The sequence below is a fragment of the Anaerocolumna chitinilytica genome, from assembly GCF_014218355.1.
Lineage (GTDB): Bacteria > Bacillota > Clostridia > Lachnospirales > Lachnospiraceae > Anaerocolumna > Anaerocolumna chitinilytica.
Genome location: NZ_AP023368.1, coordinates 3,502,394 through 3,521,514, shown reverse-complemented (window position 1 = coordinate 3,521,514; position 19,121 = coordinate 3,502,394). Strand labels below are relative to the sequence as shown.

Annotated in this window: 15 protein-coding genes; 12 read left to right on the top strand and 3 right to left on the bottom strand. The window is 37.9% G+C overall.

Translation table 11 applies throughout. The features are described 5' to 3' along the window. The first annotated feature begins 23 nt into the window (after positions 1-23). From bsdcttw_RS15355 to sigK, 3 genes are all read left to right on the top strand, one after another. Positions 24-1,256: a saccharopine dehydrogenase family protein gene (locus bsdcttw_RS15355; RefSeq protein ID WP_185255722.1), complete on the top strand. Its 1,233-nt coding sequence runs from the start codon at positions 24-26 to the stop codon at positions 1,254-1,256. Between the two features lie 70 nt (positions 1,257-1,326). After that, positions 1,327-2,475 carry a carboxynorspermidine decarboxylase gene (gene nspC / locus bsdcttw_RS15350; RefSeq protein ID WP_185255721.1) on the top strand — a complete coding sequence of 383 codons (1,149 nt, stop codon included), beginning with the start codon at positions 1,327-1,329 and terminating at the stop codon, positions 2,473-2,475. A 171-nt stretch (positions 2,476-2,646) separates the two neighbouring features. Beyond that, positions 2,647-3,285: an RNA polymerase sporulation sigma factor SigK gene (sigK, locus tag bsdcttw_RS15345; RefSeq protein ID WP_185255720.1), complete on the top strand. Its 639-nt coding sequence runs from the start codon at positions 2,647-2,649 to the stop codon at positions 3,283-3,285. Positions 3,286-3,364: 79 nt separating this feature from the next. Here sigK and bsdcttw_RS15340 read toward each other — a convergent pair whose 3' ends face one another. From bsdcttw_RS15340 to bsdcttw_RS15330, 3 genes are all read right to left on the bottom strand, one after another. Further along, positions 3,365-4,207, bottom strand: a complete 843-nt coding sequence (locus bsdcttw_RS15340; protein ID WP_185255719.1) for a formylglycine-generating enzyme family protein — start codon at positions 4,205-4,207, stop codon at positions 3,365-3,367. Between the two features lie 293 nt (positions 4,208-4,500). Continuing rightward, entirely contained in the window at positions 4,501-5,139 is a 639-nt protein-coding gene (locus bsdcttw_RS15335) for a glycoside hydrolase family 11 protein (RefSeq protein ID WP_185255718.1), read from the bottom strand. 715 nt (positions 5,140-5,854) lie between these two features. Continuing rightward, positions 5,855-6,682, bottom strand: a complete 828-nt coding sequence (locus tag bsdcttw_RS15330) for a hypothetical protein (protein WP_185255717.1) — start codon at positions 6,680-6,682, stop codon at positions 5,855-5,857. 436 nt (positions 6,683-7,118) lie between these two features. On the opposite strand from bsdcttw_RS15330, the gene bsdcttw_RS15325 reads away from it, so the two are divergent. From bsdcttw_RS15325 to bsdcttw_RS15285, 9 genes are all read left to right on the top strand, one after another. Then, positions 7,119-9,296, top strand: coding sequence for an NAD-dependent epimerase/dehydratase family protein (locus bsdcttw_RS15325; RefSeq protein WP_185255716.1), 2,178 nt, complete (start codon positions 7,119-7,121; stop codon positions 9,294-9,296). A gap of 1 nt (position 9,297) precedes the next feature. Next, complete coding sequence (locus bsdcttw_RS15320; RefSeq protein WP_185255715.1) at positions 9,298-10,194, top strand: hypothetical protein; 897 nt, start codon at positions 9,298-9,300, stop codon at positions 10,192-10,194. A gap of 15 nt (positions 10,195-10,209) precedes the next feature. Then, complete coding sequence (locus bsdcttw_RS15315) at positions 10,210-12,120, top strand: DUF2194 domain-containing protein (RefSeq protein WP_185255714.1); 1,911 nt, start codon at positions 10,210-10,212, stop codon at positions 12,118-12,120. 47 nt (positions 12,121-12,167) lie between these two features. Next, on the top strand, positions 12,168-13,631 hold the full coding sequence (pelF, locus tag bsdcttw_RS15310) for a GT4 family glycosyltransferase PelF (protein ID WP_185255713.1): 1,464 nt from the start codon (positions 12,168-12,170) through the stop codon (positions 13,629-13,631). A 33-nt stretch (positions 13,632-13,664) separates the two neighbouring features. Next, complete coding sequence (gene pelG, locus bsdcttw_RS15305; RefSeq protein ID WP_185259834.1) at positions 13,665-15,113, top strand: exopolysaccharide Pel transporter PelG; 1,449 nt, start codon at positions 13,665-13,667, stop codon at positions 15,111-15,113. Positions 15,114-15,187: 74 nt separating this feature from the next. Continuing rightward, a complete protein-coding gene (locus tag bsdcttw_RS15300) occupies positions 15,188-15,670 on the top strand; it encodes a DUF2304 domain-containing protein (protein ID WP_185255712.1) in 483 nt (160 codons plus the stop codon). Between the two features lie 43 nt (positions 15,671-15,713). After that, entirely contained in the window at positions 15,714-16,940 is a 1,227-nt protein-coding gene (locus tag bsdcttw_RS15295) for a glycosyltransferase (RefSeq protein WP_185255711.1), read from the top strand. Beyond that, complete coding sequence (locus tag bsdcttw_RS15290) at positions 16,937-17,680, top strand: glycosyltransferase family 2 protein (protein WP_185255710.1); 744 nt, start codon at positions 16,937-16,939, stop codon at positions 17,678-17,680. The genes bsdcttw_RS15295 and bsdcttw_RS15290 overlap by 4 nt, the downstream gene beginning before the upstream one ends. 19 nt (positions 17,681-17,699) lie before the next feature. Then, entirely contained in the window at positions 17,700-19,079 is a 1,380-nt protein-coding gene (locus tag bsdcttw_RS15285; protein ID WP_185255709.1) for a DUF4832 domain-containing protein, read from the top strand. Positions 19,080-19,121: the final 42 nt, after the last annotated feature.

Below are 19,121 nucleotides of genomic sequence, written 5' to 3'. Positions count from 1 at the left end.
CAGATTACAAAGGAGGTCTTACGATGTCAAAAGCATTAATAATCGGTGCCGGAGGAGTAGCAGGAGTAGTAATCCACAAATGCTGCCAGAACCCAGAGGTATTTACAGAAATATTAATTGCAAGCAGAACTGTGTCCAAGTGTGATGCTTATAAAGAAAAGATAGAGAAAGAACAGGGGAGCAATCCTATTTATGGGAAGGATAGCTTCACAAAAATAACGACTGCACAGGTGGATGCAGATAATACGGAAGAACTGATTCAATTAATAAACAGTTATAAACCGGATATTGTCATTAATGTTGCTCTGCCTTATCAGGATCTTACGATTATGGATGCCTGCCTTGCCACAAAAACCGATTATCTGGATACAGCTAACTATGAACCGCTTGATACCGCTAAGTTTGAATATAAATGGCAGTGGGAATACAGAGATAGATTTGAGAAAGCAGGAATCACAGCAGTTCTTGGCTGCGGTTTTGACCCGGGCGTAACCGGCGTATTCTCTGCCTATGCAATGAAACATGAATTTGATGAAATCCATCAGCTTGATATCCTGGATGCCAATGCAGGTGACCATGGCTATCCCTTTGCAACGAACTTTAATCCGGAGATCAACATCCGTGAAGTAACCGCTAACGGAAGCTATTTTGAAAATGGCAAATTTATTGAAACAGAACCTATCAGTATTAAGAGAGTTTATAACTTCCCCGAAATCGGAGAGAAGGATATGTACCTATTACATCATGAGGAAATGGAATCCCTTGCTCTAAATATCAAGGGTATCAAGAAGATACGTTTCTTTATGACATTTTCAGAAAGATATCTTACACACTTAAAAGTATTAGAGAATGTTGGTATGACATCCATAGAACCCATAGAATTCGAAGGAAAGCAGATTGTACCGCTTCAGTTCTTAAAAGCAGTTCTTCCGGACCCGGCTTCTTTAGGACCGAGAACCAAAGGAAAGACGAATATCGGCTGTATCTTCCAGGGTGTAAAGGATGGCAAAGAGAAGAATTACTATCTCTATAATGTTTGCGACCATGAAGAATGCTATAAAGAAGTAGGCTCACAGGCAATTTCTTATACCACAGGTGTGCCTGCTATGATTGGTGCAATGATGGTATTAAAAGGATTGTGGAAAAAACCGGGTGTCTATAATGTGGAAGAATTCGATCCCGATCCTTTTATGGATGAGTTAAACCGCTGCGGACTTCCTTGGCAAGAATCCTTTACACCGGAGTTAGTGGATTAAGTAATTTTACTTTTGATTAATGCTTGCAGGTTGCTTTCAACCGGCAAGATGCATCATAGGGAGGATTAAAATGAAAGGTGTATTAAACTTTGAACCGAAGAGCTTAAAGACACCGGTTTACATCATGGATGAATCTCTTCTAAAGAAAAATCTTGAAACGTTAAAATACGTTATTGATAAAACAGGCTGCAAGATATTACTTGCCCAAAAGGCTTTCTCCATGTTTTCAGTATATCCTCTGATAGGAAAATACTTGCAGGGAACTACTGCCAGTTCACTTTATGAGGCTAAGCTGGGCAGGGAAGAAATGGAGGGAGAGGTACATATTTTCTCTCCGGCCTATAAAGAAGAAGAGATGGGAGAAATTCTTTCCTTATGTGACCATATAGTCTTTAATTCCTTTTCACAGTGGGGAAAGTATAAAGAGATCGTAAGAAATAGCAGCAGGCATATTTCTTGCGGAATTCGTATTAATCCGGAGTATTCCGAGATAGAAACGGATATGTATAACCCTTGTTTTACCGGCTCTCGTATGGGTGTAACTTTAAGCCAATTTAAACCGGAAGAATTAGAGGGTATTGATGGCCTTCATTTTCATACTATGTGCGAGCAGAATTCTGATGTCTTAAAACGTACTTTAGCTGTGGTAGATGAGAAGTTCGGACAATATATCAGTAAGATGAAATGGTTAAATTTTGGTGGAGGGCATCATATTACCAGAAAAGATTATGACCTTGAGACCTTGATTGAATGCATTCTATTTATTAAGAATAAATACCATATAGAGGTGTATTTGGAACCGGGAGAAGCAGTAGCTCTTAATACAGGTTTTCTGGTTACAAGGGTATTGGATACGATGCATAATGGGATGGATTTGGCGATTCTTGATACATCAGCTGCCTGCCATATGCCGGATGTCCTGGAGATGCCTTACAGACCGGAGGTAATAGGTGCCGGAAAACCGGGAGAGTATGCATATACTTATCGCCTTGGTGGTCCAACCTGTTTATCAGGCGATATTATTGGTGATTATTCTTTTGAAGAACCATTAAAGGTAGGAGATACGCTGGTGTTCTGCGACATGGGTCACTACACAATGGTGAAGAATAATACATTTAATGGCATGGGACTTCCCTCGATTGCTCTTTGGAGCGAAGCGAAAGGAACTGAGATTATTAAAGAATTTGGTTATGAAGATTTTAAGATGAGATTATCTTAAAAAAGTTAGTTCGTATATTTACTTCGGCAGGAAACAAGTATTCAGCTGTTTCCTGCCATTTTTATTTAGAGCTTTCAGAAGTTTACAAAATCTTTTTTATAGGAAAGGCACTTAAAATAAGCACAGGGCATAGATTAATAATAACCCCCCAATCGTTGAGGTGCTTTTACAGTGAAATCTTTTCCTAAGCCACTGAGCGCCAAGGAAGAAACGGAGATCCTATGCCAATGTATGGAAGGCAGTAAAGAAGCAAGGGATGTCCTGATTGAACGTAATCTCCGTCTGGTAGCACATATAGTAAAAAAATATAACACGGCGGATAGAGAAATAGATGACTTAATATCCATTGGCACAATTGGTCTGATAAAAGCAATCGACACCTTTGACCCGGATAAAGGTATACGGCTTGCCACCTATGCCTCAAGGTGTATTGATAATGAACTGCTTATGATGCTAAGAAGCGGCAAGAGACAGGCAAAAGAAGTCTACTTGTACGAACCCATTGGTTCTGATAAAGAAGGGCATGAGATAAATCTTTTGGATATTATTGAAAGCTCGGAAGCGGATATTATTGAGGATATTGAACTGCAGGGGAATGTCAAGCGGCTCTATGAGCTGGTTAATAAGGTTCTAAGTAAAAGGGAAAAGCAGATTATTGAAATGCGCTATGGGTTGAATGCACAGGAGGAAGTAACTCAGCGTGAAATAGCAAGTAAAATAGGAATTTCAAGATCCTACGTATCAAGAATTGAAAAAAAAGCATTAAAGAAATTACGGGAAAATTTCGAGAAGGAATACAAGGACCATTAAATCCTAATAAATAAAATAAGACATTCCCTGATAGCCTTTTCTTTGAGCTGCCAGGGAATTCTTGTTTTATATTCTTATTTTACTCCCCGCGGCATACACGCATCCCCTGGTCAGGACCAAAGCCGTTTGCTTCAAATTTTCCTCGGTAAACAGGCTCACAGCAACTAACATCACCGATCCATCCACCGCCTTTCCAGACTCTTTGTGAGCCAAATGTTACCTTGTCTTTATCATTTTCTCCATACCAATCCCAGCACCATTCCCTGACGTTCCCTGACATATCATATATACCCAGTTCATTTGGTTTTTGTAAGCCGACAGGATGGGTCTTAGTTTTATTACTATCAATGGTAGACCAGTTCCAATCGACTGTTAGATAGTTATCACCGGCATTTCTCCAATACCAGGCTGCTTTATCTGGATTGTTATCACCACTGTATAAATAACTTTTGCTTAACTGCCCTCCGCCTGCAGCATATTCCCATTCTGCTTCTGTCGGCAGCCGGTAGCCACCTGCAGCTTCATTGGTTGTGACCGTCCACCTGATATTATCATATTCGCTCTTATTATCTGAATCTTTCTTCTCTTTGTCTATATTGTAATATGGCTCAAGCCCTTCCTTTATACTTCTTTCATTACAATATTCTATACAGTCATACCAACTAACTGATTCGACCGGTAAATCTTGTCCTTTAAACTGAGAAGGGTTGTTACCCATTATTTCCGTCCATTCTTTTTGCGTTACCTCATATTTCCCGATATAAAAATCTTTTATTGTAACATCCGTTCCGTAATAATTTGAGTTGGTATTTATAAATGTTCCGCCTTTTACTAATACAAAACCATCAGACTTTTTTTGTGAGCATGAGCACAAAGTCAGCAGTATGATTTGCAAAATGAATAAAAACAATATTTTTTTCATTCGTCTCTCCTTCCGAACTGATTGAATCGTTATGTGGCAATCATGTAAAATATTGCTTTATCAGATATATGAAAAAATAGTATTGGAAAGTACTTTTGAAAAGGCCGTTCCTTTTTATTAGAAACGGCCATAAATCAAAGGATTTATTCAAATATGTACCAATGTAATAATATTTATATAGTATGTAGGTAAGTTTTTTACTGTTCTGCCGGTTATCTAACCGGACAGTTTAGAATTCATAACTTGATTTTAACGAGTTATATTATTCTTTGCCGAACCCTTTATCAATCCTTTTACCAAACGGTTACATTTGCATAACCACTGCTTTGATATCCCTCTACGCATACGGCCTGATAAGACCAACTGCTTCCCAGATTCATCCCATTATTTCTCCATGCATTAACATGGTTGGCGAAATTGATCTGTACATTGCTGCCGGTAGCTCTCTTTGCCTGTCTTACACTCCAGAACTGCTGGAACGTCTGAGTACCGTCAATAGATGGGGCGTTATATCTCATAGCTGTATAAATATCATATGTACCGCCATCACTTGTTACCGTTCCTTTATAGGTTCCGGTTGGCCTGTATGTACCCCAGCTGTCTACAACGTAATATTCAATAAGAGAGTTTCTTGTCCATCCATATAAAGTCAGATAACCATTACCGGATGGCGAAAAGGCACCTGCATTGTAATTAGCTACTCTGGAAGCATTACCGGTATTCCAGCCCTTACCTACAACAAAATTTCCGCAGTTTGTCCAACTAACGCTGAAATTTCCATTGGAACCATTGGTAGCATTAACGGTACCTCCTCCATCAGTCCAATTCTGCCAGTAATCCGTAGCAGCGGATACTGTTCCTGTAAATAATCCTGTAATACTCATTGCAGCTGCACATAAAAATGCCAAAACCTTCTTTGTTAATTTGTTCATATTGACCCCTCCAATATATAGTTTATAGTTACACTTACCTACATACCATCTAAATATTGCTGCTTTTAAAATCAATTAAAAGCCTTAAATAAGAACAGTAAATTAAAAATAGTACAATGAATTAAAATAATACAATGAATTAAAATAATACAGGTTGTACCATTTTTGTCTGTCGATTATGAATGTGGTTTTGCATAAGAAGTTTTGTGATTGGAATTTAAGTCATTTAGAGTTTATTATTATGATAGTAACTTGAACTAGAAATACATTGAAGTATTTAGATAAACTAGTAAGATTATAAGTCCCAGATACAATTCTGATAGAGGCTTTTAAACAATTGCAAAGTTATATGAAAATCGTATCTGGTATTTCTTAATATAAAGATGTATCAAACAAATGCAGTAAAGCTATCAAGAAAGAGTGTTCAAATAAAATGTGTAATTATGTAGAAAGATTTATTATATGCAATATCATCTAACCTTTTCTTTATTTTATAATACCTCATAGAGCAGTATTTTACTTTCCATAAATTGCTATTTTATTATCAATATTTGCTAACTTTAGGAAGCTATGCAAAAAGGAAAATAATAAAAATAATTTCTTCCGTACAGGATTCAGGCTTCACATTTGCATAATCAGTGTAATCGATGCAAAAAAAGTCTTATAAACCAGCGTTTACAAGACTTTTTTACATATGAAATATAAATTATTTGCATTATTTTATGATTTCATCAGGTTGATATTCATACTTGAACGGCCTTACAGTGTCGTCTGTTTTTAAATAATCATTGGATTTCTTAATAAAATCAGCCATAATTGCATCCATTGTATTAGAAACTTTATATAGCTTGGCATTGTTTTCATCAAGCATTTTATAATATTCCTTCATCTGGGTATGGATATAATCAATAACTTCATTTCTCATCTTAGACATTTCACCATAGGCGTGTAAAGAAATCTCAGACATCTGGTTCAAATTATCCTGTGAATTGCAATCAATAGTTTTAGCCCTTAACTGTTCAAAAGCTGTATTATTAGAGATGGCAACTTCATCCTTCATGGTATCTATTTCTAATTGTACTTTCATAATTTCTTTTATTGGAACGATTGCTTCTTTCAATTCGCTCTCAGCAGATATTATTTCATCTGTCATATCTTGAAGCTCTTGCTCCGTCTGCACTACTTTATCAAAGGAGGGGTCTTCCGTATGCTGGAGGTCTATTTGCTTTGCATTTTGTAGTTGTAGTTGGGAAAGCTGGAGATTTAAACTTTCATTCTGCTGCTTCAAAGCTTCAGATTCTTCTTTGAAGGAAGAAATCTGGGAAAGTAGCTCAAGTTTCTCTTCATTCAGTTTATTAAGATCCTCTTCAAGCATTCTTAAATCAGCTTCTAAGAGATTAGCTTTTGCTCCGCTGGTCTCGCTATTCTTTATCTGTGTCTTTAATGTAGTAATAGTAGCGTTCAGGCTTTCGTTTTCTTCACGTAGAGTGTTTATAATGATATCAACCTCAGAAACGCTATATCCCCAAAAGGTTTTTTTCATGCCATCCATCCTTTCACTACATAATATATATTAATTGGGTCTGCTGTTGCGACTAATAAACCTTAAAAGGTATCCTGTATTTCTTTCTTACGCTAATTATATTAGCTTATGTAACTTTATTTGTCAACTAAAGACAAGGATATCCATTATATGCATAGGAAGAATTGTGTTTATTTGTTGCATAATGTATAAATATACTAAATAAAGGAAATAAGCAGCGTGCTCTTTGTCATAAAAAAATTGTTCCATTAATAGGTAAAAATACCTATTAATGGAAGAGGTGACATATTAAGGAAAATGTTGATTTTATAAGGCTTTTTTATACAAGAAATGAACACTTACAGACTAATTTTACTTGAAATGACATAGAATTTATATTATAGTAAGGTTCAAGGCTGATTTTTGTAATTTTGTGTTTAGGAGAGAGAATAACAGTATGGGCAGCATCCTAATAGTTGGAAGTTATGGCACTTTTACCAATGAAATTATTCATAAATTCTATAAAGAAAAATGGGATATTTATACATTAAATAGTAATAAAAAGTCAAAAAAGCCTGCCCATGTGTTCGAACAATATATCTTTCATTATGACAGTGACAGTGTTAGATCTCTTATTAGCAGCAGCCGTCCGGATGCTATTCTTTTTACAGGGGCTTATGATCCATTATATAAGTGGGATGATAAAAGTATGTTTGAGGAATCCTCAAAGTATATAACCGGGCTCAATAACCTGCTCATGTGTGCAGGAATGTTTGGTGTCAGGCATTTTATCTATGTATCTTCTGAGGCTGTCTATGAAGATGAATATATTATAGATATCAATGAGGATGTACCGGCATCCCCTAATAGTATGAAAGGTATGACGATTTCTCAGGGAGAGAATCTCTCCTTACATTTTAATCAGGTAACACAGATGGAAGTAACGGTTTTGAGAGTTGCGGGTATGTATGGTATTCCTGCTGACAGAGAAGCATGTACGGATATTCTTTCAGGCATATGTCTAAAGGCATTGATTACCGGTCGTTTGCAGGTAAATGCAAAAAAGATATTATCAGCGCTTTATGTAAAGGATGCAGTGGAAGCGATAGCATTGTTAATTAAAGCACCTGAGAGAAAGCAGCATCTTTATCATATTTCTTCTATGGAAGAGATCACAGGAGATGCAGTTGCCAGGTTAATTCAAGAAAAATATTCAAGGCAAATTGATATTGTGGACCAAACAGTAGGCCTTAAACATAGAACCATTTTATCAAATGAAAGATTTTGCAAGGAGTTTCCTTTTGAAATCAGAAATAGCTATAAAGATGTAGTTCCTAAAATTATTTCTTATATGAACAATCATAAGAATCTGTTTTTGCATAAGGATGAAAGATACAGAGGGGATGGATTAAGAGAGAGAATATTTCGCTTGCTTCGAAAGAGTTTTCCTTTTATTGAATGTCTGGTTTTCTTTATCCCTTTTTTTATACTGAATAATAGTATGGTGAGCAATCCTTATTTCAGTGGAATTAACTTCTATTTACTATATGTGTTATTATTTGCGGTGATTCATGGCAGGCAACAGGCTATTTTAGCCTCCCTTCTCAGTGTTGTTGGATATTGCTTCCGTCAAACGTATACAACCTCAGGTTTTTCCATATTAATAGATATTAACACTTACATTTGGATAGCTCAGATTTTTGTTGTGGCTCTGACAGTGGGGCATTTAAAAGACAGATTTATTGAGATGAAATTGGATAAAAACGAGGAGATAGATTTCCTTACAGAACGGTTGGAGGATATTACTGTCATCAATTCCAGTAATATGAAAATCAAGAATTATTTTGCGGATAAGATAATCAGCAGCTCGGAGAGTATCGGCCGTATTTATGAGATTACCTCTAAATTGGACAAGGCTGCAACGGGTGAAGTGATGTTTGCGTCATTGGATACGCTTTCGGATATCATGAATACAAAGGATGTTTCGATTTATATTGTGTCAAATGCAGAGTACTGCAGGCTGGCATCTGCTTCCAGCGAAAAAGCCCGTTCTCTGGGCAAATCAATTCCAATGAAGAATTATAAAATGATTTTTGAAGTCTTAGCGGGAAAGCAGGTATACATTAATCGTTCCTTAGACAGTGCATTGCCGATGATGGCCAGCGCTCTTTTTGATAATAATGATAAAATGAGAATTTTAATATTATTGTGGGGTATTCCCTACGAGCAAATGACTCTATACCAGGCCAATCTGCTTACAATCGTTGGCGCATTGATTTATTCTGTTATCGTTCGAGATGCAGATTATCTGGATGCTTTAGCTAATCGCAGATTCATTCCTGAAACAGCAATCCTTCAGGAAGCTGCATTTCGTGGGATGCTGGATATATACAAGCATGCCAGCGAAAAAGGATATGCAGAGCAAAGCGTTATCTATATCCAAAGAGATTATAGATCTATAAAGGAAATGAGCGATACTATTAAACCATTATTGCGGGAGTCGGATTATATCGGTATCATGCCGGACGGGAACCTTGCCGTTCTGCTGACCAATACAAATGAATCCGAGTCGGTCTATGTCAGAAAACGTTTGGAGGAGAAGAATATTACGACTTATCCGGAAAAGGAGTATTAAGATGCCGGTTCTGCTTATTTTGATATTGAATTCACTGATTGCAGTAATCGTATTTGTGACGGCTTTCTTTCGAAAAAAAGGTCAACGAAGTACACAAGTTATGCTTTCCTGGTTTATATTTATCGTACCATTTTTCGGATTGTTATATATTTTACTAGGTTTATTGTTTAGTTTCTTAAGCCGGAAAAAGAATATTGATATGAATGATATAAGCTTTAACCAGGAAAGGGAGAAGATAATACTGCCACCAAATAGTGAAATGGAGATGAATTATGTACCGATTCAGGATGCGATGGCAGTCTCAGATACCTCAAGTCTTAGGAGACTTCTTTTAGATACTCTGCGCAACAATGCGAAAAAAACGGTTTCCAGCATTGTGGTAGCTATGAATAGTGAGGATACCGAAACCTCACATTATGCGGCATCTATCATTTTGGATGCATTGTCGGAATGCCGTACTACGGCACAAAATATGATTGATCAAATGCAAAGGCATCCGGAAGATGTGGAGCTTAATCTTCTTTCCCTTGATTATATTCATGAAATTCTAAGTATGAAGATTATGAATGAAGTGGAACAGAGGTCCTATATTTATATTATGGACAATGTTGCGGAGAATCTCTTTCAACATAATCTTTGGTACATGACGGCTACCCATTATTTATGGATGACGGATTTGTTCCTATCCATTAAGAATTATAATATGGCTGATAAATGGGCTTCCAGAGCCGGTTTGTACCGCCAGCATATGCTGGATACGTACAAGGCTTTTCTGCATTTATATTTTGAACAGCAAAATAAAACAGCTTTTTTTGATTGTCTGGATGAATTAAGAGAATCGAATATTATTGTTGATGAAGAGATTATGAACTTGTTCCGATTGTATGATGGCTCATAATCCTGGAAAGGGACAATGGTTTCTATAAAAAATTACTTTACAATTTTTATATTAATGTTAATGGTATTTGTAATGTTTATGTTTATTGGCGTCTCTACAAATATTTTGTCAGGTACTTCTAAGAATATAAAGGAGACAGATAAATCAGATATTACTATCAGCGATACGATAACGGCTGATTCTCTGAATCTGGAGCTTTCTGCCTCATTAGCACCTGCGAAGGGAAGAGAAGTTGTAGATAAAAGAGGAAAGCTACGCATCGCTATTATATCCCAGGATATGTCCAAGGATATGTCCTTAGACAAAGAAAGTACGAATACCCAGGTTCTGATTCAGTGGTGCGTATATAATAAATATTTGTACAAGGTCTTTCATTCTCTGCCTAAAAAAGAAGAGATATCTGGCTATGATACAGTAATTTTTGGTGATTACAAGATTACAGCAGAGGATTTGGCAGACCTTTACGCTTATGCTGATCTGGGTAAGACCATGATCTTTCCGGAGCTTCCTGATTATGGGACCATTTCTAAGAGCAAGGAACTTGCCGCCTTTTTTGGTATAAAGGCTGAGGTGGCTGAGAATGTGACAGCTGACGGAATTAAGATATTTTCTAATTTCATGATAAACAAAGAACGAATTTATACAAAGGGTGACTATTTTGGTGAGAAGGATGATACCAAAGTCGATGTCCCCTATTATTCACTGGCAGCAGGTTATGAGGTATACGCAGTAGGAATCTTTAAAAATCAAAAGAATCTTAAAATCGAAGATAAGGATCTTCCGCCGCTGCTTTGGAGGACGACAACGAGAAATTCATTTGTATGTGTTGTAAACTGCGATATTTTTGATGGTACATCTCTACTTGGTATATTGACAGGATTTATGGCCCATCAAAGTGAATATTATCTCTATCCTATTATAAATGCACAAACAATTTCCCTGCTAAGTTACCCCTATTTCTCTGATGAGAATTATGATGTGATGAATCAATTGTATAGCCGGAATTCAGAGGCAGTGGCCAGAGACCTGCTGTGGCCTAATATTATTCAAATATTAAAAAAATATGGTGGTTCCTATAACTTTTTCGCAGCGCCTCAGTTGGATTATCAAAATAATGCTGCTTCAAAGGAGGATTATCTTGTATTTTACTTGGAGGAGATTGAAAAACTTTCAGGAGGATTGGGCCTATCCTTAGGTCAGGTGTCTGGAGTTGATATAAATGATATGCTTAAGAAAAATGAATTGTTTTTTAGAAAATTTCTGCCGGATTATCATTTTACAGCATTGTATACGGCAGGTTTTCGTGAAGGGGAAGTGGAGAGTGTGCTTAATAGTGCTTTCCTGCATGATATTAATCTGGTTATGTCAGACTACAAAGAGGGGGATAATCTATTGGGCTTTTTAAATGCCGATGTACTTTCCGTAAAATATACTCTGGATGGTTACCGGCATGAAACCATGGATGACCTGAGAATGAATGCCATAGAAAATGCACTGGGCATGTGCAATATGGGAGTGGATATTAAACGAGTCCTGTATCCGCAGAATCTCTCTGATGAATGGAATGAGTTAAGCCTTAAATTGTCTAAGGGCAGTACGTATTTTAATGATTATTCTATGATGGACATGGTATCAGTCTATGAAATGGAAAACCGGGTGAGACGCTTTCTGGCATTGGACTACACCTGGGATTATAATGCAGAGGATGTTGATATTCATATAGATCATTTCGAGAAGGAAGCTTACTTTATATTTAATACCAGTAATAAGCAAATTGATTCTGTGGAGAATGGGACAGCCAAGAAGATATCTGATACCTTCTATCTGATTAAAGCACAAGGGAAAGAAGTAAGGCTTCATATGAGTGAAAAGAATCTTCTTCAGAAGCCGAAAAATAATAAATTAATACCAAGTAACCCGAAATAAACTGCCTGTAAATAAAATATATTACTGGAAGGCAGAGGGAGGCTATGATGAAGGTTTGTTTAATAGCGGAGGGATGTTACCCCTATGTTGTTGGCGGTGTATCCAGCTGGATACACAGCATCATAAAATTATTTCCCAATATTGAGTTCAATCTCATTACAATTGTGGCAGATCGGAGCATCAGAGGCAAGTTTGCCTACAGTCTGCCGGATAATCTGACAGAAGTCCATGAGGTCTATTTACAGGATGTGGACTGGGTCGGAAAATACAGGACCGAAAAAAGGGTACATCTAAAGAAAAAAGAATTGGATGCACTGAGAAGCCTGATTATCGGACAAGAGGTAGACTGGCTGACGGTGTTTAGAATGTTTAGCCGGAAGAATGTCTCCATTAACAATATTCTGATGAGTCCGGAATTCCTGGAGGTCACAAAAGACTATTATTCTCTGCGGTATTATGATATTACCTTTTCAGATTTCCTGTGGACCATGCGCTCTATCTATCTACCGCTTTTCTTCGCGTTAAAATGTATGCCGCCAAAAGCTGATATTTACCACTGCGTATCCACCGGCTATGCAGGTATTATTGGCAGCAAAGCCCTGTCCATCTACACCAATGCAAAATTGCTTATCAGTGAGCATGGTATTTATACCCGTGAGAGGGAAGAGGAGATTATCAAAGCAAAATGGGTTCAAGGGATTTATAAAAATATATGGATTGAGCAGTTTCATAAAATGTCAAAATGCGCATACTATTTTGCAGATCTGGTAACTTCTCTCTTTAAACAGGCTCACTCCTTGCAAATAGAGTTAGGCTGCCCGGAGGAAAAGGCAATCATTACACCCAATGGCATTGATGCAAAGCATTTCGAGGACATTCCTATGAAAGATCCGGAGGATGTGAATATTAATGTTGGGGCAATCCTTCGTGTTACACCGATCAAGGATGTAAAGACCTTGATTAATGCATTTTACTATGCACATCAGAAAGAGCCGAAGCTAAAGCTATGGATTATGGGACCGGATGATGAGGATCCGGAATATGCTGCAGACTGCCATGAATTGATAAAAGCTCTGAATGCTGAAAATATCGTATTTACAGGCAGCATACGTACGACTGAGTATATCGGAAAAATGGATATGACCATACTTACCAGTATCAGCGAAGGCCAGCCACTTACGATTTTGGAAGGGTTTGCTGCAAAAAAACCGTGTATTGCTACGAATGTAGGTAACTGTTATGGCTTGGTTTACGGAGAAGGGGATTCCTTTGGTGAGGCAGGTATTATCGTACCTGTTATGAATATTGCAGAAATAACCAACGCAATTTTAAAGTTGGCTGTTGATCCTGCTTTACGAAAGAAGATGGGCATGAATGGTTATAATCGTCTTATGGCGAAATATAAAAATGTGTATATGGAAAACAACTATAGAAAGATTTATAAAACCCTGGCTGAAATGAGTGATGTTACTTATACGGAAGAAGCATTTGTGGTTAAAAAGAAGCAGTAATTCAATTTAGTAAAAAGAGAGGTGAGAACGGATATGGCTGGTATTGGTGTTCAGCTAAACAGAATATTTGATAAACATACATTAACTGCTTCTCTTTATGGCATTGGCTTTAGCTTTGTTAATACGATTGCACCAATGCTGGTAGTGATAGGATGCCTTTTTGGAATGTATCGTGTATTAGGTTTTGATCAGGTTGGGTATTTGGAAAGGGAAACCTTTTCAAGCAGTATTCTGTATATATTTATCTTTTCCCTTTTAACTTCCTCTCCTTTTAACTCGGTACTTTCCAAATTTCAGACGGATAGGATATATGAGCAGCATTATGAAGATATTAGACCATGTGTTTTTGTGGGAACAATCACAAACCTTACCCTTTCCTCCCTGATAGCAATCCCCTTTTATATTTATGAGGTGGTTATCGGCCAGGTAGCTATTTACTATGTGTTTACAACCTATATGGCTTATTTGGGATTGACGCTGACATTTTCCTCTATGGTTTATAATTCAATTTTAAAGCAATATAAGAAAGTTTCTTTGTACTTTTTAAGCAGTATGGTGCTGACGTTTTTATTGTCCGTGATTTTTCGCCTTCTTCTGAAGTTTTCCATTACCTATAGTATGCTGCTTGCTTTAAGTATTGGTTTTTTACTGATTGCTTCCCTGGAGATAGGTAATGTAATGCGGTATTTTCCTGCGAACAGCCGTAAATACGGGGATGTACTGCACTATTATAAGGTGTATTGGAGGTTAATTGTCTCTAATTTTTTATATACGCTGGGACTGTTTATTCACAATTTTGTATTTTGGACCCATCCGACCCATCTGGTAGTTCGCGACACCTATGTCTGTAACCAATCCTATGATATGGCTACCTGTCTTGCTATGTTTACCAATATATCTGCCAGTGTTTTGTTTATATCCAGAGTGGAGATGCACTTCCATGACAGGTACAAGGATTATACGCAAGCTGTCATCGGAGGTAAACTTGACAGTATTGAGAAGACGAAGAAAAGGATGTTTCGAGGACTTTCTTCACAGCTTTTGTCTCTTACACATATTCAGTTTATTGTTTCGGTGGTGGTTTATCTAATTGCCATTGTAATTCTGCCGATTATCGGATTTTCCGGAATGATTATGGAGATATATCCCCAATTGGCAGTAGGTTATTTCATAGCATTTTTAATGTATTCTGAATTGCTGTTCCTGTATTATTTTGATGACTTAAAAGGTGCCGTGATCAATGGTGTGATTTTTGCAAGTGTTACCTTAGCCGGTTCTCTTCTGGCAACACAGCTGTCTGCTATCTGGTATGGAGCAGGGTTTACGGCAGGTGCTTTTTGCTCGTTTACATTCTCTTATTTCAGGCTGCGCTGGATCGAGAAAAATCTGGACAGCCATGTATTCTGCCGTGGTACGGTCCTAAAGCAGGTATACGAGGAGATGCCAAGGGCGGATGTTTATAATGTATATAAACAAGGTTAGCGATAAACTATTGAATTTGGGGTTGTATTAGCATGTAGGGGTATAGTTGACAAAAGTACATTAGGAGGAATTATATGTCGTTATTACTTCAGCTTTTTATTTGCGCTTCGGGTTTGATTCTGATTTATATGGCGAGAAAAGCCAGCGTTGTCCGTAAAATGACAGAAAAACAAAGTTTGTTCTGGATTATGGGTGGTATCATAATAATTATATTTGGTTTGGTTCCCGGATTGGTGTATTTTATATCCGACCAGTTCTCAGTACAATACCCGCCGTCCATTATATTTGCAATCGCCATTATTCTGGCAACCTATGGGATTTTTAACTGCTACAAGGCTAATGCTGAATTATCTGCTCGGGTACAAGAGCTTGCCATGCAGGTATCTTTGCTAAATGAAGAGAACAGTCATTTGAAAGATCTGATTACAAGGGAGTATGCTGCTACTCTTGAGCGGTCTTCCTCCACTCAGACGTCTCCTTCCACTGAGATGTCTTCCCCTAAAGGAATTTCCTCCTCTGATGGAATGCCCTTTACTATTGGAACCCCATTTTGCTGATATATCTTATTCCGGAAAAATTACTAGGGAGAATCATATTGTTATGAGAAAGAAACTCTTGTTTATTATTAATACGATGGGCAGAGCCGGTGCTGAGACCGCCTTGATAGAGCTGCTTAAAAAGCTGGATTCCATGGGAGAATATGAGCTTTCTCTGCTTGCGATCATTCCCTGCGGAGAACTGTTTGACAGGGTGCCTAAAAGCGTGCATCTTCTGAATAAGCATGTGAACAGTCATTCGGTGCTGTCTTTTTCCGGGCGGGTGCAGATACTAAGAACAATCCTTTACTCTTTTTTTTATAAGATGACGGGCTTTCGGGCACTTGGAACAATGGGAAAGAATATCAGAGAACAGAAAGCTTCCGGCAGAAAACTACAATATGATAAGCTTTTGTGGAGGCTTCTCTCAGACGGGCGGCCGGCTTTAACAGAAAAATATGATTTAGCGGTGGCTTATCTTGAGGGAGCAGCAGCCTATTATCTTGCGGATAAAGTAAAAGCAGACCATAAGGCGGCATTTATCCATATTGATTATCAAAAAGCCGGGTATACACCTTTCATGGACAAAGACTGTTATGAGAAAATGGAGAAGATTTTTGTGGTTTCTAAAGAGGTCGGAGAGAAATTCTGCAGTGTTTATCCAAAGTATAGGAATAAGGTCACCTTGTTTCGCAATCTGCTGGATAAGGAAAGTATTGTTAAGAAAGCGGAAAGTGGAACCGGGTTTACGGATGGTTTTAAAGGTATTCGCCTTTTAACGGTGGGGCGCCTCCATTATCAGAAAGGTTATGATATTGCTGTCGCTGCGCTGGCAGAGCTGCGTAAGGCTGGTTATCCTGTGCGCTGGTATGTTATAGGCGAGGGTATGGAAAGAAGAAATCTGGAGATGCTGATTAAGAAATACGGTGTGGAGGAATACTTTATCCTAATGGGAGCCAAGGATAATCCCTATCCATTTATGAAGCAGGCAGATATCTATGTCCATGCAACTCGTTTTGAAGGAAAGAGTCTGGCAATTGAAGAAGCACAGATATTAGGAAAGCCAATTGTGGCATCGGATTGTACCGGTAATACGGAGCAGATTATATCAGGATACGATGGCATCTTACTGTCATTGAATGTGGAAAATTTAGTTTATGAACTTAAGCGGCTTATAGAAGACCCGAAAAAACAAAAGGAATATGCAGAGCATGTACTGGAAAAACAATTGGAGTATCCTGGAGATTTGGAAGGCATGCTGGCTATGCTTAACAAGGAGAAGAAGGTATGAATAAAGTATTGATTATAGTTCCTGCATTTAATGAAGAAGCGAATATGACAGCATTATTTAATGATTTGTGCACACCTGAAATCCGAAGCTTTGCAGATATTCTGGTTGTAAATGATGCGTCTATGGATCAGACGGGACTTATTGCAAAAAAATATCATGTCTCTTTGGTTACCCATGTATTTAATCTGGGGTATGGTTCTGCCCTGCAGGTTGGCTATAAATATGCTGTTCGCCGAGGGTATGATTATGTCATCCAGATAGATGCGGATGGTCAGCATAACCCCTCTAATATCGCGCACATTTATCAATGTCTGACGACAAAGGATGAGGAGGGTAACTTACCTGATATCGTAATTGGTTCTCGTTTTGTAGAGGGAAGCCAGTCTTTTAAGATTTCAGGAATCAAGAAAATATCCCTTGCTATGTTTTCCTGGGTGATTAAGAGAACAACCGGCAAGACAATAACCGATCCTACCTCGGGGCTGCAAGGCTTGAACAAAAAAACATTTACATATTATTCTATATATGGAAATTTTGATTATTTTTATCCCGATGCCAATATGATTATCCAGATGCTGCTCTTAGGATTTAATGTAGTAGAAACAGCATCTGTTATGCATGAAAGAAAGGCCGGCTTAAGCATGCACACAGGACTGTTAAAACAGATGCTTTATATGATGATTATGCCCCTTAGTATCATGACTGTTATAAAACGTGTAAAAAATGGGTTACAGAAATAATCATGGAAGGTGTTCATATATGTCACGAAAGGGTCCTGTTACTAAATTTAAGTGGATGCCGCTTCCAAAAACAGAAAAAGCGGAGTCTCTGAATAATCCCTATTGCGGATTATACGCAATCTATCGTTTTTATGCTGATTCTGCAATGCTGCAGCCGGAAGGGAAGATGGTAGAACAGATTTCAATTAATACTGCTCATCAACTATGTCTCGTGGAAATCAATCTCCTTCCTTATAATGAAATGCCATTATCAGAAAAAGCTATTAATAATATAGAGCGTATCTTTCAATATTTTATTATCCAAAAAAAGCAAATGATTGTTCGTTTTGTATATGATTGGGAAGGGAAAGGTATTTTAAATGAACCCAAGGACATCACAATCATCCTAAATCATATGAAGCAGCTATCATTACTTCTGAAAGAATATGCGAATAATATTTACATCGTGCAGGGACTTTTCATCGGCAGTTGGGGAGAAATGCACAGTTCAAGATATTTAAGTGACCGCAATATGGCACGGCTGGCAAAACAGCTGTACGAATGTACCGGGGAAAATACGCAAATAGCACTGCGATGTCCCAGTTTCTGGCGGATGTTATTTCAAACATATAAACCCTTGGACGCAGAGACTGGTTATACAGATATTCAAAAGGCCAGGTTTTCACTCTTCAATGACGGTATGATGGCCTCAGAAGTTGATTTTGGTACCTATGGAGATATCAAGGCGATTGATTCCAAAGAATATAGCGATAAATGGGTACGTGAGGATGAACTTAAGTTTCAGAGTGAGTTATGCAACTACGTTTCCAATGGTGGTGAGGTTATTAATGAATGTGCCTATAATGACCCAACGCTGGCAATAAGCACTTTGAGGGAAATGAAAGTTTCTTATCTGCATAGTGAGTATGACGAACAGGTGCTTCATAAATGGAAAAAAAGTAAGTGTGGTTTTGCCCTGTGGAAAGAGAAAACGGCATATGACTACATTACAGCTCATCTGGGTTATCGTTTTACCTTAGAAGAGGTCGATCTGTCCCTTGCCTCTGATAAGAGCGGTAATATAAAAGTATCTATAAAAATCACCAACATGGGATTTTCCCCTTGTTATCATAAATTTGAAGTAAAGCTTATAATTCGAACTGCTGCCCTTTTCGTGGTGCATAAATGTACTGCTGATACAGATACCCGTAAATGGCTGCCGAACGAGAAGGTATTATTAGAGGCGGTGTTACCTGCAGCAGAGTGGCTTACAGAGAAGGAACACAAGCAATACCAATACAGTCTCTGCATGGGGATTTATGATCCGCTGTCCGAGCAGCCTATAAAGATTGCAAACACCTTCGCAGCGCTTGATTATACCGGAGTCTATAGCCTTGGTAATTTCATCCTTGGTAATTAAAACCGAGTATGGATAATTTTCACACACATGTTTGTGCCCGGG